Annotated in this window: 22 protein-coding genes and 1 other annotated feature; of the genes, 13 read left to right on the top strand and 9 right to left on the bottom strand. The window is 44.4% G+C overall.

All coding sequences use genetic code 11. The features are described 5' to 3' along the window. Nucleotides 1-104: 104 nt before the first annotated feature. The 4 genes from NQ095_RS10690 to NQ095_RS10705 all read left to right on the top strand — a co-directional run bounded on the left by NQ095_RS10690 (nt 105) and on the right by NQ095_RS10705 (nt 5,079). The gene (locus NQ095_RS10690) at nt 105-866 is read left to right on the top strand and encodes a threonine/serine exporter family protein (protein ID WP_258263457.1); all 762 of its coding nucleotides are present in this window, start codon (nt 105-107) and stop codon (nt 864-866) included. Nucleotides 867-889: 23 nt separating this feature from the next. Then, entirely contained in the window at nt 890-1,345 is a 456-nt protein-coding gene (locus NQ095_RS10695) for a threonine/serine exporter family protein (RefSeq protein WP_258263459.1), read from the top strand. A gap of 271 nt (nt 1,346-1,616) precedes the next feature. Further along, nucleotides 1,617-3,305, top strand: coding sequence for an ABC transporter ATP-binding protein (locus tag NQ095_RS10700; RefSeq protein ID WP_258263601.1), 1,689 nt, complete (start codon nt 1,617-1,619; stop codon nt 3,303-3,305). Further along, the gene (locus NQ095_RS10705) at nt 3,298-5,079 is read left to right on the top strand and encodes an ABC transporter ATP-binding protein (protein ID WP_258263460.1); all 1,782 of its coding nucleotides are present in this window, start codon (nt 3,298-3,300) and stop codon (nt 5,077-5,079) included. The genes NQ095_RS10700 and NQ095_RS10705 overlap by 8 nt, the downstream gene beginning before the upstream one ends. A gap of 427 nt (nt 5,080-5,506) precedes the next feature. Here the strand turns inward: NQ095_RS10705 and NQ095_RS10710 are convergent, their stop codons facing one another. Next, the gene (locus NQ095_RS10710; RefSeq protein ID WP_258263461.1) at nt 5,507-5,929 is read right to left on the bottom strand and encodes a pyridoxamine 5'-phosphate oxidase family protein; all 423 of its coding nucleotides are present in this window, start codon (nt 5,927-5,929) and stop codon (nt 5,507-5,509) included. 169 nt (nt 5,930-6,098) lie between these two features. Here NQ095_RS10710 and NQ095_RS10715 point away from each other — a divergent pair, with 169 nt between their 5' ends. Beyond that, nucleotides 6,099-6,704 (top strand): uracil-DNA glycosylase, encoded by a 606-nt coding sequence (locus NQ095_RS10715; RefSeq protein ID WP_258263602.1) that lies wholly within the window; start codon nt 6,099-6,101, stop codon nt 6,702-6,704. A gap of 29 nt (nt 6,705-6,733) precedes the next feature. Here the strand turns inward: NQ095_RS10715 and NQ095_RS10720 are convergent, their stop codons facing one another. After that, complete coding sequence (locus NQ095_RS10720; protein ID WP_258263603.1) at nt 6,734-6,988, bottom strand: alpha/beta-type small acid-soluble spore protein; 255 nt, start codon at nt 6,986-6,988, stop codon at nt 6,734-6,736. A 175-nt stretch (nt 6,989-7,163) separates the two neighbouring features. On the opposite strand from NQ095_RS10720, the gene NQ095_RS10725 reads away from it, so the two are divergent. Next, complete coding sequence (locus NQ095_RS10725; protein ID WP_258263462.1) at nt 7,164-8,621, top strand: alanine/glycine:cation symporter family protein; 1,458 nt, start codon at nt 7,164-7,166, stop codon at nt 8,619-8,621. A gap of 222 nt (nt 8,622-8,843) precedes the next feature. Then, nucleotides 8,844-10,049: an acyl-CoA dehydrogenase family protein gene (locus NQ095_RS10730; RefSeq protein WP_258263463.1), complete on the top strand. Its 1,206-nt coding sequence runs from the start codon at nt 8,844-8,846 to the stop codon at nt 10,047-10,049. A 625-nt stretch (nt 10,050-10,674) separates the two neighbouring features. Here the strand turns inward: NQ095_RS10730 and NQ095_RS10735 are convergent. The 3 genes from NQ095_RS10735 to NQ095_RS10745 all read right to left on the bottom strand — a co-directional run bounded on the left by NQ095_RS10735 (nt 10,675) and on the right by NQ095_RS10745 (nt 13,787). Beyond that, nucleotides 10,675-11,748: an aromatic acid exporter family protein gene (locus tag NQ095_RS10735; protein WP_258263464.1), complete on the bottom strand. Its 1,074-nt coding sequence runs from the start codon at nt 11,746-11,748 to the stop codon at nt 10,675-10,677. A 116-nt stretch (nt 11,749-11,864) separates the two neighbouring features. Continuing rightward, entirely contained in the window at nt 11,865-12,191 is a 327-nt protein-coding gene (locus tag NQ095_RS10740) for a cyclic-phosphate processing receiver domain-containing protein (protein ID WP_224521535.1), read from the bottom strand. 660 nt (nt 12,192-12,851) lie between these two features. Continuing rightward, nucleotides 12,852-13,787 (bottom strand): glycerophosphodiester phosphodiesterase family protein, encoded by a 936-nt coding sequence (locus NQ095_RS10745; protein WP_258263465.1) that lies wholly within the window; start codon nt 13,785-13,787, stop codon nt 12,852-12,854. A gap of 223 nt (nt 13,788-14,010) precedes the next feature. Here NQ095_RS10745 and NQ095_RS10750 point away from each other — a divergent pair, with 223 nt between their 5' ends. Both NQ095_RS10750 and NQ095_RS10755 read left to right on the top strand, forming a co-directional pair. Beyond that, the gene (locus tag NQ095_RS10750) at nt 14,011-15,060 is read left to right on the top strand and encodes an ATP synthase beta subunit C-terminal domain-containing protein (RefSeq protein WP_258263466.1); all 1,050 of its coding nucleotides are present in this window, start codon (nt 14,011-14,013) and stop codon (nt 15,058-15,060) included. A 204-nt stretch (nt 15,061-15,264) separates the two neighbouring features. Further along, nucleotides 15,265-16,521 (top strand): ATP-binding protein, encoded by a 1,257-nt coding sequence (locus NQ095_RS10755; protein ID WP_375162835.1) that lies wholly within the window; start codon nt 15,265-15,267, stop codon nt 16,519-16,521. Nucleotides 16,522-16,561: 40 nt separating this feature from the next. Here NQ095_RS10755 and NQ095_RS10760 read toward each other — a convergent pair whose 3' ends face one another. Next, nucleotides 16,562-17,161 (bottom strand): YczE/YyaS/YitT family protein, encoded by a 600-nt coding sequence (locus NQ095_RS10760; protein WP_258263468.1) that lies wholly within the window; start codon nt 17,159-17,161, stop codon nt 16,562-16,564. A gap of 101 nt (nt 17,162-17,262) precedes the next feature. Between NQ095_RS10760 and NQ095_RS10765 the strand changes: the two genes are divergently transcribed. Further along, a complete protein-coding gene (locus NQ095_RS10765; RefSeq protein ID WP_258263469.1) occupies nt 17,263-19,533 on the top strand; it encodes an ATP-dependent DNA helicase in 2,271 nt (756 codons plus the stop codon). A 33-nt stretch (nt 19,534-19,566) separates the two neighbouring features. Here NQ095_RS10765 and NQ095_RS10770 read toward each other — a convergent pair whose 3' ends face one another. Next, on the bottom strand, nt 19,567-20,004 hold the full coding sequence (locus NQ095_RS10770; RefSeq protein WP_060671539.1) for a ferritin-like domain-containing protein: 438 nt from the start codon (nt 20,002-20,004) through the stop codon (nt 19,567-19,569). Nucleotides 20,005-20,152: 148 nt separating this feature from the next. Between NQ095_RS10770 and NQ095_RS10775 the strand changes: the two genes are divergently transcribed. Together NQ095_RS10775 and NQ095_RS10780 are read left to right on the top strand one after the other, a co-directional pair. Next, on the top strand, nt 20,153-20,308 hold the full coding sequence (locus tag NQ095_RS10775; protein ID WP_258263470.1) for a hypothetical protein: 156 nt from the start codon (nt 20,153-20,155) through the stop codon (nt 20,306-20,308). A gap of 61 nt (nt 20,309-20,369) precedes the next feature. Next, entirely contained in the window at nt 20,370-20,609 is a 240-nt protein-coding gene (locus NQ095_RS10780) for a YkuS family protein (RefSeq protein ID WP_034760945.1), read from the top strand. Between the two features lie 64 nt (nt 20,610-20,673). Here the strand turns inward: NQ095_RS10780 and NQ095_RS10785 are convergent, their stop codons facing one another. Beyond that, nucleotides 20,674-21,636, bottom strand: a complete 963-nt coding sequence (locus tag NQ095_RS10785) for a S8 family peptidase (RefSeq protein ID WP_258263471.1) — start codon at nt 21,634-21,636, stop codon at nt 20,674-20,676. 356 nt (nt 21,637-21,992) lie between these two features. Between NQ095_RS10785 and NQ095_RS10790 the strand changes: the two genes are divergently transcribed. After that, on the top strand, nt 21,993-22,514 hold the full coding sequence (locus tag NQ095_RS10790; protein ID WP_258263472.1) for a superoxide dismutase family protein: 522 nt from the start codon (nt 21,993-21,995) through the stop codon (nt 22,512-22,514). Between the two features lie 53 nt (nt 22,515-22,567). Here NQ095_RS10790 and NQ095_RS10795 read toward each other — a convergent pair whose 3' ends face one another. Beyond that, nucleotides 22,568-23,911: a sodium-dependent transporter gene (locus NQ095_RS10795; RefSeq protein ID WP_258263473.1), complete on the bottom strand. Its 1,344-nt coding sequence runs from the start codon at nt 23,909-23,911 to the stop codon at nt 22,568-22,570. A 74-nt stretch (nt 23,912-23,985) separates the two neighbouring features. Continuing rightward, nucleotides 23,986-24,195: a binding site (T-box leader), on the bottom strand. Between the last annotated feature and the right edge of the window lie 145 nt (nt 24,196-24,340).

Below are 24,340 nucleotides of genomic sequence, written 5' to 3' on the forward strand. Positions count from 1 at the left end.
GCGAGAGTAAAATCCACCTAAAATAACCCCGTTCATCATTGCTTACACCACTGCTTTCCTATAAACTAGACCTATTCAAAAAATAGTACGTGTGGAGAGATCGTATGGAAGCAAAAATGATAAGAAGATATGACATTATGGAGGTCAGCCTGCTGGCGGGGAAGATCATGCTGCAAAGCGGCGCGGAGACGTATCGCGTCGAGGACACGATGATGCGCATCGCCGCTTCTTATGGGATATCGGAATCGCATAGCTATGTGACCCCAACCGGGATCATCTTCTCGATTGAAACATCGGAACCGACCAAAACGAAGCTCATCCGAATTAATGAGAGGTCTACGGATCTTGAGAAAGTCACCCTCGTGAACAGTATCTCAAGGCAGATCAGTAAAGGGCATCTGACCCTTGAAGAAGCATACAATGCCCTTGAGAAGCTGGATCAGTCCGATCTATCTTATTCCTTCCTGATTCAAGTGGCCGCGGCTTCGATTGCAAGTGGTTGTTTTCTCATCATGTTCCAGGGGATGTGGAAGGACTTCATTCCTGCTCTGATCACGGGAGGCGTCGGGTTTACGAGCCTGATTTATTTACACCGTCTCGTTCCGATAAAGTTCTTCGCAGAGTTTCTTGCTTCCTTCATCATCGGCATGGTGTCCTACGGATTTGTCCAGCTCGGTGCCGGTCAGGAATTTGATAAGATCATCATTGGATCCGTGATGCCTCTTGTTCCCGGTCTCCTGATCACCAATGCGGTCCGGGACTTGATGGCGGGTCATCTGGTGTCGGGTCTGTCAAAGGGAGCGGAAGCCTTTTTAACGGCATTTGCCATCGGGACGGGGATTGCCGTCGTGTTTACATTAACGTAAAGTGAGATTGGGGTGACAAGGGAATGCTCATCATCGAACAATTAGTGACCAGCTTCATTTCCGCCGCTGCATTCGGGATTATCTTCAATGCTCCAAAGCAGTCCCTTTTCAAATGCGGTATTGTCGGAATGCTGGGGTGGATCATTTACATACTCATGAGTTTACATGAAACAGACACCGTTCTTGCCACGTTACTTGCTTCCTTTGTTGTGGCCGTGGTCAGTCAAGTGTTTGCAAAAATGTATAAAACCCCGGTCATCATCTTCTCTGTAGCCGGGATCATCCCCCTCGTACCCGGGGGGCTGGCGTACGATGCCATGAGAAACTTCGTTCAAAACGATTACAATGCCGCCATCAACCTGGCTGCCAAAGCCTTTATGATTTCCGGCGCCATTGCCATCGGGCTCATCTTCTCGGAAGTCATCAACCAGGTCATCCGGAACGCACGCCTGAACGCAAGTGCCCGGCGAATGAGATAGAGGGACGGACCTTCCCTGAGAGGTTTTTTGGAGGATATGAAAAACGAGCTCTATAAAAAAGAACATATAGATGAAGGAGAGACCGCGACATGTCGTGGTCTCTTTTTTGAATATATCATAAGGGGCATTCCTGAAAAGGCACGGCGAGTACTTCCAACTACCACCCTGTATAAAAAAACGATATGATGATACATATACATAATGGCAGATATTTGTTTAGAGGGGTGTTCGTTTGAAGGTCATACGTTTCTTAAAGCCTTACCGTGCCGCCATGGCCGTTGCCTGGAGTCTGATGCTGGTAGAGCTTGCTGTAGAACTATTGAATCCGCTGTTTATGGCGCGGATCATCGACGAAGGAATTCTGAATAAAGACTTGGACATCGTGTTGAAATGGGGATTCATCATGGTGGGGATGTCTCTCATTGCCTTCATTTCAGGTGTGACGAATTCATTTTTTGCCGCGCATACGAGTCAGGGATTCGGATATGATGTGCGGGAAAGCCTGTATAAAAAAGTTCAGTCGTTTTCGTTTGCGAGTTTTAATAAACTTCCCGCATCTTCTCTCATTACAAGGATGACCAATGATGTCAGGCAGCTCCAGAACACGATCTTTATGAGCCTCAGGATCATGCTCAGGGCTCCATTATTGGTAGTGGGTTCCACCATCATGGCCCTGATCGTCAATGCCCGGCTTGCGCTTATTCTAATCGTTGTGATCCCGGTGTTATGGCTGTTCCTGTTTTGGGTATTGAAACGCGGGTGGAGTCTGTTTGAAAGAGTTCAATCCAGGCTGGATAAAGTAAATGAGGTCATGAAGGAAAACCTTTCCGGAATGAGGTTGATCAAAGCATATACGAGGAGTAAACATGAAGAGAGCCGTTTTCATGGAGCGAATGAAGATTTAAAGGATCGAACGGTACGTGCCCTTCGATTCATGGAGATCATTATGCCTCTCTTGATGCTTGTCATGAACCTTGCCCTTCTTTCTGTTCTATGGTTCGGAAGTATAGATGTTGCCTCAGGCGGTGCCAAGGTTGGGGAAGTAGTAGCGATTGTCACGTATGTCACGAGAATCTCATCTGTTTTTTCCATATTTTCTTTTATCATTACCAGCTTTTCAAGAGCAAGGGCTTCTGCTGAAAGGGTTGAAGAAGTACTTGAAACGGAGATCGACTTGAAGGATGGAGAGGAAGTGGACTTTCGCAACAAAGTGGTAAGAGGAGAAATATCGTTTGAAAATGTATCGTTTCAATATCCATCCACCAGGGGAAAGGTGCTGCGGGATATTTCCTTTAAGGTGGGAGCGGGACAAACCGTTTCCATATTAGGGGCTACGGGATCGGGTAAAAGTTCCCTGTTTCAGCTCATCCCCAGGCTGTATGATGCAACGGCGGGAACCGTTCAATTGGATGGGCGGGAGATTCAGACCATTCCATTAGATGAAATAAGAAAAAATATCGGATATGTTCCTCAGGAAGTCATCCTTTTTTCTGGATCGGTTTTAGAAAATCTCTTATGGGGAAAGGAAGATGCCTCAAGGGAAGAAATGATCCAGGCGGCAAAAGATGCCCAAATCCATGAAACCATCCTCAAGCTTTCCAACGGATATGATACGGTCCTCGGGCAAAAAGGGGTCAACCTTTCCGGAGGTCAGAAACAAAGGCTTTCCATTGCCAGGGCCCTAATCCGAAAACCAAAGCTCCTTTTATTGGATGACAGTACGAGTGCGTTGGATTTAAAAACGGAGTCGAGACTCCTTCAAGCATTGAAGAAATATGAGTGTACGACCATGATCATCACTCAAAAGGTCAGTACGGCGATGGAATCCGACCGTATTCTGCTGTTGGAAGATGGAGTATTGATCGGAGAAGGGACTCATCAGTCACTGGTAGCAGATTCCGTTCTCTATCAACGCATTTACCAGTCTCAATTCGGAGAGGGGGAAATCCGTCATGTCTAGGCATATACGAAAGAAATTGGGGGAGAACGACAAGGCGAAGGATGCAAAAGGGACACTCCGCCGCCTTTGGAACTACCTTTCCAAAATGAAAATCATTTTGTATCTAGTCATTTTAATGGTGTTCATTAGTTCAGCAGCGGCTCTTCTCGGACCATTTCTTGTAGGGAAGGCGATTGATGATTATATCGTCACGAAGGAGGCATCGGGTCTGGTGGTACTGATCACAGGCCTGATTGTAGTGTACATCCTGCATTCTATGGCTGTATGGTTCCAAAATTATTGGATGATCGGCGTCGCTCAGGATACGGTCTACCGGTTGCGGAAGGACCTCTTCCATCAATTGCATCAACTCTCCATCCCATTCTTTGATAAACGGAAGCATGGCGAGCTGATGAGCAGGGTGACGAATGATATTGATAATGTGAGCGCCACCTTGAATAGTTCGTTCATTCAGATCATCTCCAGTGTGCTTACATTAGTCGGGACCGTCACGATCATGCTTTGGCTCAGCCCGCTCCTTACTCTCATCACATTGACCATTGTCCCCCTCATGGTCTTTGGCATGAAGTGGATCACGAAACGGACAGGCCGCTTATTTAAACAATATCAGCATAATATCGGTGAATTGAACGGCTATATCGAAGAAACGATTTCTGGTCACAGCATCATCAAAACATTTTCCAGGGAAGAAACGGCCATCAAAGAATTCGGTGAAAAGAATCAGCGTCTAAAGACAGCTGCATATTGGGCAGATACGTATTCGGGATTCATTCCGAAACTTATGAACGTGCTGAATAATCTCAGTTTTGCCGTCATTGCCGGAGTGGGAGGGGTCTTTGCCTTGAACGGCATGATCACGATCGGTGTCATTGTCATATTCGCTGAGTATGCAAGGCAATTCACGCGGCCATTGAATGAGCTTGCGAATCAATATAACACGCTGCTCTCAGCAATTGCAGGTGCCGAGCGCGTATTTCAAATTTTAGATGAAGAAGAAGAAGCGAAGGATGAAGGAGATGCCGTGGAAATCGTATCCGTTGAGGGGAAGGTCGAGTTTCAACACGTTTCATTCTCTTATGAAAAAGGGGAACCGACATTAAAGGATGTATCCTTTTCCATCCGCCCCGGTGAAACCGTTGCCCTGGTCGGACCGACAGGGGCGGGTAAGACAACGATCACCAATCTCCTGTCCCGCTTTTATGAGCTGAATGAAGGAAGGATAGAGATCGACGGCCTCAACATTCAGACCATTAAACGAAAAAGCTTACGTCAGCAGATGGGCTTCGTTCTCCAGGACAGCTTCCTGTTCCAGGGGACGATTGCCGACAATATTCGTTACGGAAGGCTCAATGCGAGCGATGAAGATGTAAAGGATGCAGCAAAGCTTGCCAATGCCCATACCTTCATTGAAAAGATGCCCGAGGGCTACGATACAATGTTGCGGGCGGATGGAAGTGGAATCAGTCAGGGGCAGAAGCAGCTATTGTCCATTGCGAGGGCCATCCTTTCCAATCCGTCTATCCTGATACTTGATGAAGCAACGAGCAGTATCGACACGATTACGGAGCTGAAGATACAGGATGCGCTTAAGCGGTTGATGAAGGGCAGGACGAGCGTAGTGGTCGCCCACCGCCTTAACACGATCCGTCAGGCTGATCAAATCCTGGTCCTGGATGGAGGCAAGATCATTGAACAGGGCACTCATGATGAGCTTCTGAAGGTGAAGGGATTTTATCATGGGCTGTATCACAGCCAGTTGAAGGAGAGCGGTTGAGGAGGTAGAAGACAGGGAAGATTCGACGAGAACATAAAAAAACACCTCAAAAGTCAGCACTTTTGAGGTGTTTTCTAATTAAAAGGGGCTAATCATCCCGTTAGCGCTCCCTTTGGTACTGCCCTTAATCGGATAAAGGCAATTCTGTAACTTGCAACATCACAAGTAATATATTTATATCTTGAACGTTGTTTGCAGATAATAAACAGCCGCGGGCAATTCCTTGAGTCGTTTGATATACCTAAACGACGTAAGCCCTACCTCTCTTACATCCTAACGGCTCCGAAGCCGATCCAGTGTGAATAAGTTGTTAAATCAAAACAGAATAGAATTACGAATTATCTTCTCTATCGTTTCAATGTATGTTACAAGATTACAATAACTAAATATATCATCTTTCTTATAACATGTCAAGGAATCATATTAATTATAATTCAAGCGACTGCGGCGAATCTTCTTCATCATTCATTAGTCGGATGGCAGTAGGCTGGATTTTCAAGACGATGTAATTTGGATCGTCCGGACCTTCAAACCATCTCTTCATATGGTCATTCCATAGTTTTTCTTTGTAGTGGGCAGAATCTTCAACGGAAGCACGTCCTTCGATTTCAACGAAGGTGTCGCCGTATCCTTCCCCTTCATAACCAAGGAGGATGTGAACATTGGGGTTATCTTCGATTTCATCGGTTTTATGCGTTTCATTGCTCGTTGGCGTATATAAAGTCAGATCATCGTGTGAGAAAGTCATATAGCGGGAATGAGGCTTATTCTTCTTCACAGTCGCAAGCGTCCCCACTTTACTTTCGTCAAGAACCTTTAAGATTTGTTGTTTCAGTTCAGTTTGTGACAATCAATCCATCTCCTTTAATGTTTCTTTTAACCATACTATTCCTTTTCTGATACGGAAATAAACATGTGAATGTGTAGAGCTTATTCACAACGGGAATAACGAAATTATTATGAAGTGAAGGATGATGCGCGTGATACCCGGAAAACTGGTGAATCTGTGTAAAGAGCGGATGGAAGGTTATAACTGTGAAGGCTTTGTCTATGGAAGGGGACCGATGAACCCTACCATCATGATTGTAGGGGAGGCACCCGGGGAAACCGAAATTCATAATGGTATGCCCTTCAGCGGGAGAGCGGGTAAGGTGCTTGATGAGTTCTTTCAATACCTGGGTATAGGAAGGGAGGATATTTACTTCACCTCCACGGTAAGGAGCAGACCTTACAAAATCGTACATAAGAAAAACCGGGATAATGAAATGATTGAAAAGAAATATAACAGGGCCCCGACTCTTAAAGAACAGTTTGCACATGCCCCGATTTTGGATTATGAGCTCCAGCATGTAAAGCCGAAACAACTTGTGACATTGGGTAATATAGGAATGCAAAGATTGTTGGGGAGAAAATATACGATTTCTGAGGTGCATGGTCAACTTATCCGGTCCAAGGTCAGGCGATTGAAAGGACTTGATTCAAATGAATGGACCTGGAGCGAGGAAACCTACTCCATCTTTCCAACCTTTCACCCAGCTTCGATTTTCTATAATCGATCGTTGGAAAAGGATATCTATCAGGATCTTGACCGTTTGAAAGAAATACTCTGCAAGAAGAAAAGCTGACATCAGGCGTATGTCAGCTTTTTGAATGATCATTTTTTCGACAAATTCTCCTGAGCCATTCTTACAAGCTCCTTCACCATATTACCGCCGATCGATCCCCCGACCTTTCCCGCTTGTTCGGACGTTAATTTTCCATTATATCCTCTTTGGAGAGGGATCCCCTGTTCCTTGGCGATTTCATATTTGGCTTCTTTTGGATCCCGTGTCCCGCTCACTTTCGCTTTCAGCTGATCCATTGCGGCACGTGACTCAGGTACCAAAAGTTTTCTTTTCGACATTTTCATCACCTCTTTTATAGAATGCCCCAAATTTTTTTTAAGAGTATAAAGTCTTGGCATATAAGGGTTTTTATACGTTTGTAAAATTTTCGTCATAAAAAAGGATTGTCTATATTGTGTCAAATAAAATATAATTCTTAATAGTTAGAAAATTTTTATAAAAATAAAAGGGGGAAATGCCGTGGAAGAATTCGTTGGCAAGCTCGTCGGGATCCTTTGGTCCCCGGTCATGATTTATTTTTGTTTGGGCGTAGGCTTACTATTTTCTATTTTAACGAAGTTTTTGCAGGTCCGGTTGATTAAAGATATGGTGGTTCAAATGTTTAAGGGTGGAAGTTCAAGTGCAGGAGTCTCTTCATTCCAGGCTTTGGCTCTTTCATTATCCGGACGTGTAGGAACGGGGAACATCGCCGGTACGGCTACTGCCATCGCCTTCGGTGGTCCCGGAGCCGTTTTCTGGATGTGGACGATTGCTTTCATCGGTGCAAGCAGTGCCTTTATTGAATCCACTTTGGCTCAGATTTACAAAGTGAAACAGGACGGTGAATACCGCGGGGGGCCGGCCTACTATATTGAGAAGGGCATTGGCTGGAAGTGGTATGCAGTACTTTTCTCATTTGCGACTTTGCTTGCAATGAGTATCCTGATGCCGGGGATCCAGTCAAACTCCATTGCATTAGGGCTTGAAAATGCATTCGGTCTTAACACGACGGTCACGGGATTAGGTCTTGTGGTGTTAATCGGGGTCATCATTTTTGGCGGCGTCAAACGTATTGCCGGAGTGGCTTCGTACGTAGTGCCATTCATGGCCATTGCGTATATTTTACTTTCCCTTATCATCGTGGGAATGAATATTGCTGAGATCCCGGCTGTCTTTGCCCTTATTTTCAAAAGCGCATTCGGTGCAGATTCAGTATTCGGCGGAATCATCGGTATGGCAGTATCATGGGGAGTGAAACGCGGAATCTATTCAAACGAAGCCGGTCAAGGTACAGGACCCCATGCGGCTGCGGCGGCAGAGGTTTCACATCCAGCCAAGCAAGGATTGGTACAGGCGTTTTCAGTGTATATCGATACCCTTCTTGTTTGTACGGCAACGGCATTCATGATCCTGTTTACAGGTTCCTTCAATACAGAAGGTCCGGACGGAAAGATGCTTGCAAACAATCTGGATGGTATTGAAGCAGGACCTGGTTATACACAGGCTGCCATTGAATCAGTGATCCCTGGCTTCGGGGCATCATTCGTCGCGATCGCTTTATTCTTCTTTGCCTTTACAACCATCATGGCATACTATTACATGGCTGAGACAAATGTGGCTTACTTGATGAGAGGCAAGAATTCAAAGGCGGCAATGGTGATCCTGAAGGTAGTCCTTCTTGGAGCCACTTTCTATGGTGCTGTAAGAGAAGCAGCCCTTGCGTGGGCGTTGGGTGATATCGGACTTGGGATTATGGTATGGCTGAATTTGATTGCGATTCTCATCCTTGCCAAACCGGCCCTCAGAGCACTTAAAGATTACGAGGAGCAGAAGAAACAGGGTCTTGATCCAGTCTTCAACTCGAAAAAACTCGGTATCAAAAATGCAGAGTTCTGGGAGCAGGAATATAAAGTGGAAGATAAAGAAAATGCTTCTTAACCTATAAACAGTAAAAAACCTGTTGCCTAAGTGGCAGCAGGTTTTTTTACTGAAGTGGGGCATTGATTTTCGAATAAAGCCTTTCCCCGATATAATTTTGAAAAACATACATGAGCAGGGATTTCATGAAAAAAAGAGCGGATAGCTATTTAAGTGGAAATGTAACCCGATCAGATTAGTAAGCTTTATCTTTGAGTCAGGAAGCAAAAATGATTATGATAAATGGAGAAGAGAAACGTCATTTTATCATTGGGAGGTGCTGTTTCATTGGATTTATATAAATCGTTTATACAGAATGAACGCCAAAGGAAATTGGTTGATCTAGCTGGGAAGCTAGCTGATGCTTTTTCTGAACGAGGGGAGACATATGATCGGGAGGATGAGTTCCCTTATGAAAATTTCAACGACCTCAAAAAAAGTGGATATGGGACACTGTCCCTTCCGAAAGAATACGGGGGGGAAGAGATCAATTTGTATGAGCTTGTGATGATTCAAGAGAGACTGGCTACTGGTGATGCTGCAACGGCATTGTCCATTGGCTGGCATTTAGGGGGATTGATGGAGCTTACAGAAACCCGTGCCTGGGAGGAAGAGATCTTCAAGGACCTGTGTGAGGAGATCGTGGCAAACAAAGCCCTCGTGAACCGTGCGGCCACAGAACCGGCAACGGGCAGTCCGACACGTGGGGGGCTGCCTCAGACCAAGGCTATCAAAACCGAAAAGGGCTGGAGTGTAACGGGCAGGAAATCTTTCACGTCAATGGCGAGAGTCCTGGACTATTCCTTAGTATCGGCTGTGATCGGTGATACTGAAGAGAAAGGATTCTTCCTTGTGAATCATGACTTGGAAGGCGTGAGCATCGAGGAGACGTGGGATACGATTTCCATGAAGGGGACAGGGAGTGATGACCTCGTTCTTAAAGACGTCCAGCTACCGTCTTCTTCCCTCGTGGAGCGGGACAGCGACCAAGGGAAGAGCGATCTTCCTAAAGCATGGCTCCTTCACATCCCTGCCTGTTATATAGGGGTGGCGGTGGCAGCACGTAACTATGCCATCCAGTTTGCGAAAGACTACTCCCCGAACAGTCTCCCAGGGCCGATCAAGGATGTTCCGGAAGTCCAGCGGAAGATTGGTGAAATTGAATTAGAGTTGTTTAAGGCAAGGCAGATTCTATATTCCGTGGCAGATAAGTGGGTAAGGGAGCCTGCAAAGCGGGGGGATATGGCTGCAGAACTCTCTTCTGTCAAGCACATTGTGACAAACAGTGCCTTTCACATCGTGGACACTGCCATGAGGATCGTGGGGGCCAGGAGCCTTTTCCGGACCAATCCCATGCAGCGGTATTATCGTGATGTAAGGGCAGGACTTCATAACCCTCCGATGGATGATATGGTCATTGCAACGTTAGCGAATGAGGCCCTGAAATAAGGCTTTTAGACAAATGCGTTTCAGACAAAAGAAATCCGAACGATGACTCGACATTCTTTGAATATCGAATTCGTTCGGATTTTTTCGTTTTTGTAAAAAGCTCTTTTCGTAAAGATGGTTGTTTTCTAACATAGGAACTACTGAGGCTCTGTCTATGTGTGTATGGATAGATGGTGAGGGAAACGGCTTCGCTTTCCGGCGGACGAACGGCCAAGCCTCCTCGCATTCGCTGCGGGGTCTTGTCTCGTCCGTTTTTCCGCAGGAGTCTACGCCGTTCCCCTCCCCATCAAAATGAGATAGCGTGACAGAGCTTACCAGTGAAAAAACGAATGAAACAGCATTTTACTATTCAAGCTGAAATCAACCATTCCACACACAGAAAATGATGTTTTCTAGAGGTGTACAGAAGTAAATTAATCCTCCTACCAATAAAGTTGATTGTAGCGGAAGGTGCTCGACTCCGACGGGAATAGCGGGAAAGTTGAGACCCCGCAGGGCAAAAGCCCGAGGAGGCTCAACTCACGCCCCGCGGAAAGCGAGCACCTGCAGCGGAAATCAACAACTACTCGCTACCTTTCATAGCAACAAGGTTTACGAAAAGAGCTTTGTAAAAAGATATTAATCATCATTCCGGGTACAGTGCTTTTTCCAACACGTTTCGATGCTGTGCCTCAAGGAGATGGACTTCACTCAGCTCTTCAATAAGATCATGAATGGATAACAGTTCATAAAGCATGATGGTTTCACAGGAGAAGTGATGCTTCATAGATTGGAATGGTTTCATATGAAGCCCCTCCTGATCCTCCCAGAATTCCTCCAATAAATTCTTCATAAGGGTGAAATGCTGGTCTGGAATATCAAATGAAGGGTGGTGCATGATTCCTTTTAAACTTAATGTTGCATCCATGATCCGTTCTTTTTCTTCTTCACTGAAAGCATAGTGAACAGGCAGATAGATGATGTTGCCGATATGAAAAAGGATCTGTCTCAAGATGTTCAGCTTCTTATACTCATAATGGAAACAGCGCATTTCCTGACGGTTGGAGCGGTGAAGCTTCCATTCTTCTTTCTGGTATTCGCAAAGAGTATCCGTCGATTCAATTTCCCTTAAAATATCATTGAATATCAATTTCGTCTCTCTGTGCAGAGAATGATTCTGAAGGACTTCAGAGCCCCTTCTTTCCAGTAGATTCCCTGTTTTGAAATAGAGATTATGAATGTTGGTTGAAATCGTGTTGCTATACTTAGGTGGAAGGATCCACAGATTGACCAAAGTCGATACAATCAATCCGATTGTAGTCGTTCCAAGACGGATGAAAAACGTCGCAACGTAGTGATCATGGATCGTGGGAATCATGGCGATTCCAGTTAATGTAGCGACCAGGATACCAGCGCCCAGATGAAGCTTATGACAGGTGATGATCGTCAGGAGCGCGACCAGGGCATAGGTAAGGGCATGGTCCCCTAATGTATGAGTGATGACCACGGCAAATAACGCACCGATAGCCGATGCCGGAAAGCGGACGTACGCTTTTTTGATTGAATTGGCAGCCGTCGGTTCAATGGTGACGATGGCGGTTATGACGGCAAAGGTCGCCGGCCAGTTCAACAATTCACATACGAGGGCGGTAAGGAAAACAGCCAGTCCCGTTTTAGCAATCCTTCCCCCGACAAATTGAAATTTTTTCAAAAAATCCATAATGTAACCCTCTTTAATAAAATTCTCTATTTTCCATTATAAAGTAAGAAAAAACCAAATTAAATAAATTGACAAAAAAAGAACTGTTCAGGGAACAGTTCTTTATATATGATAACTCATCTTAGAGGCAATGGCCGTAATAGGATTTGGATGGACTGAGGCATCTTCCGGTCGTTCTGTGCCTCTTTCAAATACTTGAACATTCTTTTGCCCGCACCAGAGTTTGCGGAATGAATCGTGATTCTTTCTGCAAATAACTGTTTTTCCACCATGTAGTGGACGAGCATTAAACCATTACGTGTCTTACTCTCTAAGTCGTGATCCAGTGAAAGATGAGCGATAGAATAATTAAGAAGCAGGTCAATACATTCATCGATGTCTTTCGCGAGAATGTACCCTTGAGGACAGTGTCGATAATCGTCTAAAAACACATTTACTGTCATATTTATTCTTCTTTCGTCATTTGACTTAATTTAAGCCTAACAGAGATTGACAAATACTTATATAGGTCAATAGTATGGACATTACCATTATATTTGTAATTTTTTTGTAGGTTTTTGGTGAGGAATCTTTATTGAATAACATATTTTCAGAGAAAAAAGTAGTGTTTAGATCATATATAGACCGTTCCTTTTCGCTCCAGGCACTTGCTTTCCTCTATTTCCCGCAGGAGTCAAGTGCCTTCCGCTACAACCCACTCTTTCTTTTATATTCTGATTGCCTCATTACAAACAAACACAAGGAAAATCTCATTAGTGAGAGCTGAGAATTACCGATTTTCGAGTTATTACTATCATGAGTGGAATTTTTTAGTCCTTTATAGTGATATTATTTTTGGGGAAAGGGAGGTTCTTTATTTTGAAAATGTTCTATTTTTTCTTCTTCTAGATTAATAAAACCCCTACTTAGAAAGTTGATTGGAGCGGAAGGTGCTCGACCCCTGCGGGAATTGCGGGAAAGTTGAGACCCCGCAGGGCAATGCCCGAGGAGGCTCAACTCACGCCCCGCGGAAAGCGAGCACCTGCAGTGGAAATCAACCACCACTCGCTAGTTTTAAGGAAAGAAACATCCCTATGAAAATTAATCATTGATAGTGTGTCTGATTATTTCCTCCCCAGTATGTTCAGTAATAAATCAGGACGATCGGTAATGATGCCATCTGCACCGAGTTTGATGAGTCTTTCCATGGTTTCCCGGTCATTGACAGTCCAGTAATGTACCTGGAGTCCGATGCGGTGGGCGCCTGAGATCAGGATCGGTTGTGTCAGGTCCAGCTTTCCTTCTTGAAGGGGAAGTTGAAAGGCGTCGACATCCGATTTATAAAGATTTCTCATGAACAGTTTGTGCAGGATGACGAATTTTTTGGCTTCTTGTTTACCTCCTTGTGTGGCAACCCTTCCTTTAGAAGAAGCCTCAACTAAATTAATGATGTTTTGATCGAATGAGGCGATGAGGATTTTATCCTCCATATCGTATTCTTCAATCAGTTTCATTAACTTCTGTACAATTTCTTCTATCCGCTCTTCAGGGTTGTCGTCTTTCACTTCAATATTGATTCTCATATCGGGAAACCGCTGAAATACTTCTTCTAGGGTCGGGACATATATATGTTTTCCCCGAAAGGAGTATTGTCCCTTCAGGTCTTGGAAATAGTATGCCGCATCAAGCCGCTGGAGTTCTTTCAATGTGTAATCTTTTACATATCCGCTTCCGTCCGTTGTCGCATCAACTGTGGGATCATGAATGGTTACCAAATGGCCGTCTTCGGTAATATGTATATCCGTTTCGATGACATCGGCTCCAAGATCTACGGCATTTTGGAACGCCTCAATGGTATTCCCTGGTGCAAGATGTTTTCCCCCCTGATGTGCAATGACAAGGGGGCGCTCATTTTCCTTTTGAAGGAAATAGGGTGGTGTGGCCTTTTCAACAGGCAGCCAGTAAACGATGATGGAAAACAGGACAAAGAAAGCGATCATCATCTCGATGACAATGAAGCGCTTTTTTTTAGACATTTCGGGTAGCTTCGTATTTTTCATCTGCGTTCATCCTTTTGACTAAAAGATCTTATTTTTCATTATAAGTACGACCTTGTTTATTTAGGACAATAATATAAGAGAAAACAAGATTAATATAAAAGAGGAATAAGGACAATTTATCGATTTTTACTTTTTAAAGTAAAAAAATTACGTTTTAAAATAAAAGTTGTTGCTTTTGAAAGTAAAATAGATTACCTTATAAAGTAAGGAGGGGATATTTACCATGGAAGAACACTTAAGGTTAAATGTTTCATTACTGCGTAAGCGTGTGCCAAATCTCACATCAGCGGCTAAAACGGTGGGATTAAGGCCGGCGACTGTGTCAAATTTATGTACAGGGAAAATATCGGTGGGCCGTGCCGAGGTGAAAACGATTGTGACTCTTGCAAAGCTTGCGAATTGTACGCTGGATGAATTAATAATTCAAGGAGGGAAATTAAGTATGATTGAAACAGGAATTAAATCACTCGATTTATTTGCACCCATTGTTCAGGGGGGGACCAACGGATTCGTTTCGAGATCTCAGATTGGTCAATTTGTCGTTTTGGCTGAAATGACACAAGTATTGAAAGAGAAGGGTTACCATCCCATTTTATTGACACCGGATCAAACTTATCCTGGTTTGAGTGATCTTGAAGGATTCGTTGAGGCGAAATGCCACACCCTTGAGGATGCCTTTGCTGAGGTTTCATTGGTGGATGATAAGGAAAGCATTCTCTTGTATGTTGATCGCTCGTTTATCGTATCGGGGGAGCTGTATGAATTGAGGGAGAAGTTCGAAGCTGAAGGCTATCCTGACATTACGACCATTTTATTTGATCCAAGTGGAGAAGCAGTCGATGAAGACGACCCGTTTGGTCCACTTGATACCTTGTGTTATTTCGATATAGATCTGGCTACCCGTGGTCTGTACCCTGCCATTCATCCTGTTCAGTCCACGTCCGTCCTTCTGGAAGATGAAGCGTTTGAGGCAAGCCACGCCACGACCCACAAGAAGGCAAAGAAACTGTTAAGGCGATATAAAGAAATTCGCGTCCTGATGAATACGATCGGTAAGGATAAAATCCCGGAAGCAGACCTTGAGCTTTTCCAAATAGGGGAAAGACTCGAAGCATACTTGAGCCAGCCTTTCTATGTAGCGGAGGAATTCACTAACGTCAAGGGCCAAAGCGTATCGATTCAACAAACGATCGGAAACATACAGAAAATACTCCAAGGGAACTATAACCACCTCGACCCCAAAGACCTCACCTACAAAGGACAATTGAATTAACCATTAGATGAGGGACGGACCTCAGGCAGGAATGCCGAGGTCCGTCCCTCATCTATGACTTTTTTCGTGAATTTATGTTAGAAGAAAGAGGAATTGCCAGAATTTTGTCGTATGTGTAAAGTAATACTTTTTCTAATGGGAGACATATCGATGCTGATCGAGAAATTATTATTGCATGTCCTGATTATATTGGCTCCTGTTCTCATTCAAACCTCGCTCCTGGAAAATCACAGGCTAGGGAAATCCCCTGTTTTCATTGGTGTATTACATGGGGTTGCAGCGTTTATGTGTTTGATATTCGCTTATGAAAGCTTTGGGCTGTATTGGGATTTCAGGTATATACCATTGGTGCTTTCCATGTTGTATGGAGGAAGGAAGGCCGGAGTCATCGTCTTTCTATTTATTCTGGCGGCACGTATCATCCATGGAGGTGATGCGATTGTCTTCGGATTCATTAGTGCTTTCCTAGCGAGTATCCTGCCATTTTTGATTTCCAATCGATTCTGGTCATTCCCTCGGCGAAAGCGAGTGACGTTTGCTGTGTTACTTGGTTTTTGGCCAGCCCTGGTCATGCTCGGCATTCTGCTTTCCTTTGCCTTCATATCCGGTGTCCCGGTATCGGGTAACCGGGAGATGGGGATCTATGTTCTTATATTCGGTGGAATTCAGGTGTTGGGGGTCGGACTTGCCGCTCAACTGAATGAATGGATGATTGAAAAGAAGTTATTGCGGGAAGAAGTCATGAGGTCGGAAAAGCTCAACACTCTCGGTGAACTCGCAGCTTCCATCGCTCATGAAGTGCGGAATCCCCTGACCGTTGTGAAAGGGTTCCTTCAACTTATGAAAAAGCAGGTCACCGGTGATCATGATGAATATTTGAAGATTGTACTCAGTGAATTGGGAAGGGCAGAGGACATCATCAATGATTATTTAAACTTTGCCAAGCCTGAGCTCGAAAAGGTCGAGAAAATCAATGTCAAAGATGTCCTTTCAGATGTCACCGTTCTCCTCAATGCCTACGCATTGAAGGAAGGGGTTCATCTTGAGGCAGACTTGAAGGAAGATGGGTATTTATTGACAGATCGGAATAAATTGAAACAAGCACTCGTCAATATTATCAAGAATGCCATTGAGGCAACCCCTCCCCAAGGCAGTGTCACCATACATCTGGAAGTCATTCATACGCAGGTAATCATCACCGTCACGGATACAGGCAAAGGAATGACGAAAGAACAGATTGCACGAATCGGAACGCTTTTTTTCACGACAAAGGATCAGGGTACTGGTCTTGGGACATCCGTGTCCATGCGGATCATCGGAGCAATGGGTGGGCATGTCCATTATTCAAGCATTGTGAATAAAGGAACGGTCGCAACGATAAGCCTGCCTTTAAATAATGAAAAGTTTGCGAAATTTGATTCGAATCCTGCAAATACTTATATGAATAATCAAAACGCTTAGGGAAATGGCTAAGTGTTTTTTTATTGATCATAAAAATTCATCAACTCCATTTTCCGTACATACGTTCCATGATAGGATAGAAGATATGAATGATAAATCCTAACGTGCAGGCGACGATGACTGTTCCGATGCCGACAGCCCCGTGGAAGACCATGGCGAGGGTGATGGCAATCGCCTCATTTAACAAGCGGGAATTGCGCAAATTTAACCCAAAACGTTGATGGATCGCCACCATAAAAGTATCCATGGGACTTGAAGGGAGCTTGGCTTGAAGGTAGATGGAGATTCCAATCCCGAGGAGCAGGATGCCGATCAAGACAAAAGATAATTGTTGAACGAATCCTATGGGTTCAATTGCTTTAAGGCCAGACGTGATCCAGTAATCAACCATCATCCCGATCACAAAGATGGAGAGGGCGGCTAACCATTGAATACCTTCTTTTAATAAAAGTGCGTTTATGAGGATGAGAATGCATCCATTCATGAAGATGCATGTGCCGATAGAAAGGTGAAGGAGGGTGGATTCCCCGACGGCGAGTGCATCCCAGGGAGCTGCTCCCATATCCCCTTTGATAATCAGGGACACCCCTAATGATAGAGACAGTAAACCAATGCAATAAAAGATGAACCTTGCCTTCATTCTCCCGAATCCTCCGTTCCAAACAGCTTGTCTAATGTATATGTACATCTGAAAACAGTTAGAATCATCATTTTCTTTTGAAAACTGGAGGTGAATCATCCGTGAAGAAAACCATGAAGGTATCCGTCAGGGAGTTGGTAGAGTTTGTTTATAAGGAAGGAAGCATCGATCTGAGATTCCAGTCCTGTTCCTCTATGGTCACCGGCACAAGACTTCATCAGAAACTGCAGAAACAATATAAAGAAGGCGATGAGAAGGAAGTCTTCCTGAAAGGGGAGCACGCAGCCGGTGATCTGGTCTATCAACTTGAGGGTCGTTGTGATGGCATTCACTATGATGACGGAGAAGTGACCGTGGAGGAAATCAAATCGACGGCAAAAAAACTGGACTTGATTGACGAGGGAAGCCGCGTTCACTGGGCTCAGGGTGAATGCTATGCATACCTGCTGGCAATGGAAAAGCAGCTCTCCCAAGTAGGGGTTGAATTAACCTATATTGAAGTAGAATCAGAAAGAACCAAGTCATTCAAGCAAACCTATTCCATTGAAGAGCTTGAACGTATCGTGTATGAGACCCTGGTTGCCTATACACCATTTGCCACCGTGATTCTGACAAATGAAGAATTGAAAATGAAAAGTGTCCAGGACCTGATATTTCCGTATCCTTCCTATCGAAAAGGACAGAAAAAACTCGCAGGTGCGGTATATAAAACTGTATCTGAATCGAAATCCCTTTATGCCAATGCTCCAACTGGAACAGGGAAAACGATCTCTACCCTATTCCCTACCATAAAAGCAATGGCAGAAGGAAACAGCAAATGGTTTTATGTGACGGCAAAAACGATTACCCGTACAGTGGCAGAAGAGGCGCTTCAACTTTTGGAAAAAGAGGGTCTGGCACACAGGACGGTTACGATTACGGCAAAAGATAAAATCTGCTTTAAAGAAGAAACGATTTGTCAGAAGGAGTATTGTGAATTTGCAAACGGTTATTATGAGCGCATTAACGAAGCGCTGATTGATATTTTGACCCAAGAAACCATCATCACGCGTCCGATCCTCGAATCATACGCGAGAAAGCATAAGGTGTGTCCATTTGAATATTCCATCGACCTTTCCTACCTGGTGGACGGAGTCATCTGCGATTATAACTACATCTTCGACCCAAGGGTTTCCTTGAAAAGGATGAGCGATGAAAGTAAGAAAAAGACGAATCTCCTCGTAGACGAGGCCCATAATCTCGTGGGCAGGGGGAGAGAAATGTATTCTGCCTCCCTGAAAAAGTCTGCTTTCTTACAAATCAAAAAGCTATACCCCGACCATGACGGATTGAGACAGGGAATCACAGCTGTAAATAAGCAATTTCTGCGATTGAAAAAAGAAGCGGATGCGGACACCCGGGTTGAATTGGACGGTCAACTCGTTGAGTCGGTTGTAAGCTTTATTGAAATAACGGAAAAATGCCTTGGGGAAACGGGCAGGGAGTGGTCGGAGGAATTTATGCAGTTGTATTTCGACAGCATCAGTTTTGTGAGAATTTCAAACCTTTACTCTCTTGAACATCGTTTTGTAATTGGTCGAAGCTCCCATGAATTAGAAGTGAAACTTTATTGCATCGATCCGTCGAAGCTTATTAAGCAGGTTACACGTCCGTATCAATCATCGGTGTTTTTCTCTGCTACATTACACCCGTTTTCGTACTATTTTCAGCAGCTGGGCGGGAGTGAAGAAGATTATCGTTTCCTGATTCCATCCCCATTTGAGCACAACCAATGGCAAGTAGGGATCCACCCGATTTCCACCCGATTCAGGGACAGGGAACGGACTCTTCCCATCATTACGCGTTCCATAGAGGAAACGTTCAATGGGTATAAAGGGAATTATCTCGTCTTCTTTTCTTCATACTCTTATATGCAGGAAGCGTATGACAGGTTGAATAATGAATCATTGGGCGCTAGAGTCCTTATTCAGGAGCCGAATATGAGCGAGAGGGAAAGAGAAGAATTCCTCCAGGAGTTCCGGTGTGATAGAGAACGACCTGTTATCGGTCTAGCGGTCCTCGGAGGGATCTACTCAGAAGGGATCGATCTGAAAGGAGATCGGTTAAAGGGTGTGATCGTAGTAGGGGTGGGGCTGCCCCAGCCTTCTGTGGAACAGGAAATCATCAAGGATTACTTTAACGGGATGGGAATGAACGGGTATGATTATGCATATGTATATCCCGGGTTGAATAAAGTATTTCAATCAGGGGGAAGACTCATCCGTTCGGAAGATGACCGTGGTGTCCTTAAACTGATTGACGATCGGTATTTGACCCCTAAATACCGGGAATTACTCTTGGATGAATGGAAAGAGTATCGCATTATAACATAAAAAAAGACCGCTGTTTTCAGCGGTCTTTTATCATTAGTTAAATGAAGGATCCTTTAACAGACGGTCAAATTCTTCAAGGTGATGCGTTTCATCGGCGATCATATCATCAAGCTTGATGCTGAGCTCAACAAGACCCAATTCTTCTGCTTGTTCTTTACGCTTCTTATAGCGCTCAATGGTATCTGCTTCGGCTTTACGGCCTTCTTCAAGCATTTCCTTCACATCATCCGTTTGTTTAACGGCTGCAGGCGTCGTTGTCGGCTGACCACCTAACGTTTTAATCTTTTCGGCAAGGTATAAAGCGTGACCCTGCTCATCAGGAATTTCTTCTTCAAAGAAAGGCTTTAAGATTTGACGATACAAGCCGCTCACTACAGCAGCGTAGTTAGTGTAAAGAATGACTGCCGCATATTCATTGGCTAAATCTTCGTTTAATCCATCAATCAATTCATGTAATTTTGCTTCATCCATGTAAAATACCACCCTTTTCATTGTTGTTATAGAGACTATTTACCCGGGCTGAGGTGAAACTAAACATTCCGGAGGGAATCGAAGGCCCTTCAAATATTTTGCCTGAAAATGGGGATTCTAATTCTATAAAAGTCAGAGGAGGGATGATATGTCTAAACAGGGTAGGAAGAGTATGGATCAAACTTCTGAACAGCTGGCGAAACAAAAGGCCAAAAACGATGTAGAATTTGCAAGTGATACCCAAACGGGGAATGCAAAAGGACAAAGTCAGAAGAAAAGCGGCAGACAAATAAATAAAAAATAATGGACGAATATCTTTTTCATCGAAAGAAAAACCTATATGTAGAACCAGGAGGTGTAAAGGCATGAGAATTGGTGTTGAACAATCCTTAACAAACGTTGTAGAAGCCTTACGGGCACAGGGGCATGAAGTAGTGGAGCTTAAGCAGGAGTCAGATGCAAACGGGTGTGACTGCTGTGTCGTGACTGGGATGGATACAAATGTAATGGGTATTCAAAATGTAGCGACTCAAGGCCCTGTCATCGAAGCAAGCGGACTGAGTGCCGATCAGATCTGTCAGGAAGTCGAAAGCAGACTGCAATAACCTCAGACACAAAAAAGAACAGCCACTGATGGCTGTTCTTTTTTGTTTATTAGATCCAAATCCCTCACCCAATCTGGGCAAGAGGTTGGTTTCTCAAGTGCTCCCGCAGGAGATCAGGGGCGGTTAAAAAGATCAGGCCGTTACCTTCCAACGTTTTCGGGAAGCCAAGTGGTACTGTCCGCTTAATGAGTTGCGCATATACTTCACATTCAGAAAGTTTGCGGTCAAAGGATGCTTGTTCAAATTCTTTAACAAGAGCTAAAGCTCCAGAGGTGTGGGGAGCTGACATGGAGGTTCCGCTGAGCTTGGCGTATTTTTCTCCGGGAATGGTCGAGAGGATTTGTTCACCGGGGGCCACTAAGTCAACTTCATTATTGGAATTGGTAAAGTAGGAAGACTTTCTTTGCAGATCGATGGCGCCGACCGAAATGACTTCATTGTAGCAGGCCGGGTAGGAAAACTCATCGGTGCCACTATTGGAGTCGCCTTCATTCCCCGCAGCACAGACCACTAGAATATTGGAATCCACCGCTTTTTTAATGGCTTCGTGCAGAGGCTCATAATCTGTAGGTCCCCCTAAAGACATGGAAATGATATCGACCTTTTGTTCGATGGCGTAGAGAATTCCGTTCACGATCCAATCATACTGACCACTTCCACGGCTGCCGGCAAGAACTTTGATCACCAGTAAGTCTGCCATTGGGGCCACTCCGATTACACCTTCACCATTTTCGTTTGCCGCAATGGTTCCAGCCACATGGGTACCGTGACCACTGTAATCCGTTACATTATCTTCTGCACCGTCATCATCGTCGGTGAAATTTCGGAAGCCTTTCACCCTTCCTGAAAGATCGGGGTGCTTCGTATCACATCCCGTATCAAGAATGGCGATGGTTATCCCTTTCCCTTTAAATCCGTTTTTCCACATACTGGGGGCTTGGATTAAGTCAACGCCTTTAGGAATTTCATTTGCATCCACAATCATTTCGTCCATGAAATATGGAATTAACCTCATTTCACATTGCATAGCAATCCCTCCTAAAATAGTGTTGGGCATAGAAATAGAAATCAGAAGTTTCTGAAAATATAACATTTTTTGGACAAAATGAAAAGGGATTATAGTAATAGGAAAATAAAACCATTCATATTTTCGTCGGTTGTTGCATAGAAGGCGAAATCACCCATCTATAGAGGAGATGAGCCGGGAGATCGACCTTTTAGGAGGGGGAAATTTAAACAAACGTTTGACTGACGGTGCGAACCTTTAATAGGAAAAGGGTTCTCGGGTTTAAACAAACGTTTGGTTAAAATCAATATTCCGGATTTTTCATCATGACACCCCAGGTTCCATCATAAAATAAGGTGAAGAAAGGGGGCACACGGATGAATTATTATCAATATGGCTATCCTGCCTATTCCTATTACCGAAATGCTCCGAATATGGCCTACGCTCACATTCAGGGAGGTCCACTCGCTCCAGGACTTAAAGGATATGTATTTTTTCGGGAAGTGCAAAATGGAGTGGAAGTGTTTGCCGAGGTGACAGGTTTACCATCCTATAAAGAAGGAAAGGGTGATCAAAAGCCGATCGGTCCCCACGGATTTCATCTCCATGAAAAAGGGGTATGTGAGATAGGGGACCCCAATGAACCATTCACGTCTGCAGGGGGGCATTGGAATCCGACCAATCAGCCACATGGAAATCATGCAGGGGATTTTCCTGTTTTGTTTTCAAATGACGGTTACGCAAAGATGTCCTTTTTTACGAATAAATTTAAAGTGAAAGATGTAATCGGGAAGGGTGTCATCATCCATCAGAACCCGGACGACTTCAGGTCGCAGCCTTCAGGAGATGCAGGGAAACGATTGGCGTGTGGAGTGATCATGGGGTATGGAGCAACATAAAGAAAAGGGTTGACCCGCGCTGGGGTCAACCCTTTTATATGAAACGGATGGGATTAAAACACTCCCAGAACATCAAGCATGACGAATAGTATTAACACCGGCGCCACAAAGCGGATCAAGAAGAACCACGTTTCAAATAATCCCCTTTTCAACCCGCTTCCCTGCTTTAATTCTTCATATAAAGCGGTTTTCTTCATTTTGAGCGGTACAAACAGTGCGATAAGCAATGATCCGATTGGAAGCAATACATTACTTACAGTGAAGTCGGCTAAGTCAAATATCGTTTTGCCAAACAAGGTGATATCGCCGAGTACCCCAAAAGATAAAGCCGATGGAATACCGCAAACGAAGATGGCGAGACCGATGATCCACGACCATTTCGTGCGCTTTCCGGGGTCTCCCTTCGAAATGACCGATACGATTATTTCGAGCATGGAAAATGCAGAAGTCAATGCTGCGAATAAGAATAGAACCAGGAATGCAATGAAGAAGAGCATCCCGAATGGAAGCTGACTGAATACGGTAGGCAGTACATTAAACAGCAGCACCGGACCCGCGCCTGGCTCTAAATCAAAAGCAAAGACTGCCGGGAAAATCGCAAGTCCTGCAAGTAATACGATGAAGATATTCATCGCCACGATCGAAATTGCCGAACGGGGAAGACTCTGTGTTTTAGGAAGGTATGAGCTGTATGTCACCATCACCGATACCCCGACACTTAACGTGAAGAACGATTGACCCATCGCTTCTAAAATCGTCTGTGACGTTACTTTGGAAAAATCCGGCTGAAGCAGGAATGCAACTCCTTCACCTGCCCCATCAAGGGTCACAGCGCGGATCACTAACAAAATAAAAAGAATAAATAATGCCGGCATCATAATTTTACTCGCAAGTTCAATCCCTTTTTCAATCCCTTTGGCCACCACGATGATGGTCATCAAGATGAAGAGAAGCTGAACGAATACACTTATCCCGGGGTTTGAGATCGTTGCCCCGAACACTTCTGAGTATTGATCCGATGAAAGCCCGTTTAATTGCCCTGTAACAGCTTTGAATAAATAAACGACGATCCATCCCCCGATGACACTGTAGAAGGAAAGTAGGATGAAGGATGTGATCATCCCGAGGATCCCGACCCAGTGCCATTTGGTGCCGGGAGCGATTTTTCGGTACGAATCCACTGCATTGCTTCCAGTCGTACGTCCGATTGAGAATTCTGCCAGTAATAATGGAAGGCCGAGTAATAAAGTAAATAGAATAAAGATCAGGAAGAATGCTCCGCCTCCATTTTCACCGGCGATATAAGGGAATTTCCAGATGGCCCCCAATCCGATGGCAGACCCGGCTGCCGCTAAGATAAAGCCGATTTTTGATGACCATTGTTCACGCTGACTCATTCTCATTCTCCTTTCGGTATTTATTGAGGTGTGAGGGGGGTTTCAGACCAAATAAAAAAATCGCCCCTACATATCGTAGGGACGATTTGGATATCGCGGTACCACCCTAGTTATGAGAAAATCCTTCTCATCACTCTTCACACATAACGGTCTTACCCGTCTTTTGATCTCGTCAAAAGAAGCTCCGGAATCGAAATTCACTTCATCTTTGTACCGGTTCACACCAACCACCGGCTCTCTTAAACAGGGAAATGTCCGTTACTAGTTTCCTTCAAAGCTTATTCAATATTTGGTTATACAATTTTTATCATGAATCAAAACGACTTGTCAATCTATTTCGGGAAAAGTAGTGAGAATTGTCTGGAATTGATGGTGGTTTTTGGTTCGATACGAATAAGTAGGAAGGTGCCAGGCGCGAAAAGTAGGGAT

Origin of the sequence: Rossellomorea sp. SC111, assembly GCF_024733565.1 — a bacterium.
Taxonomy (GTDB): Bacteria; Bacillota; Bacilli; order Bacillales; family Bacillaceae_B; genus Rossellomorea.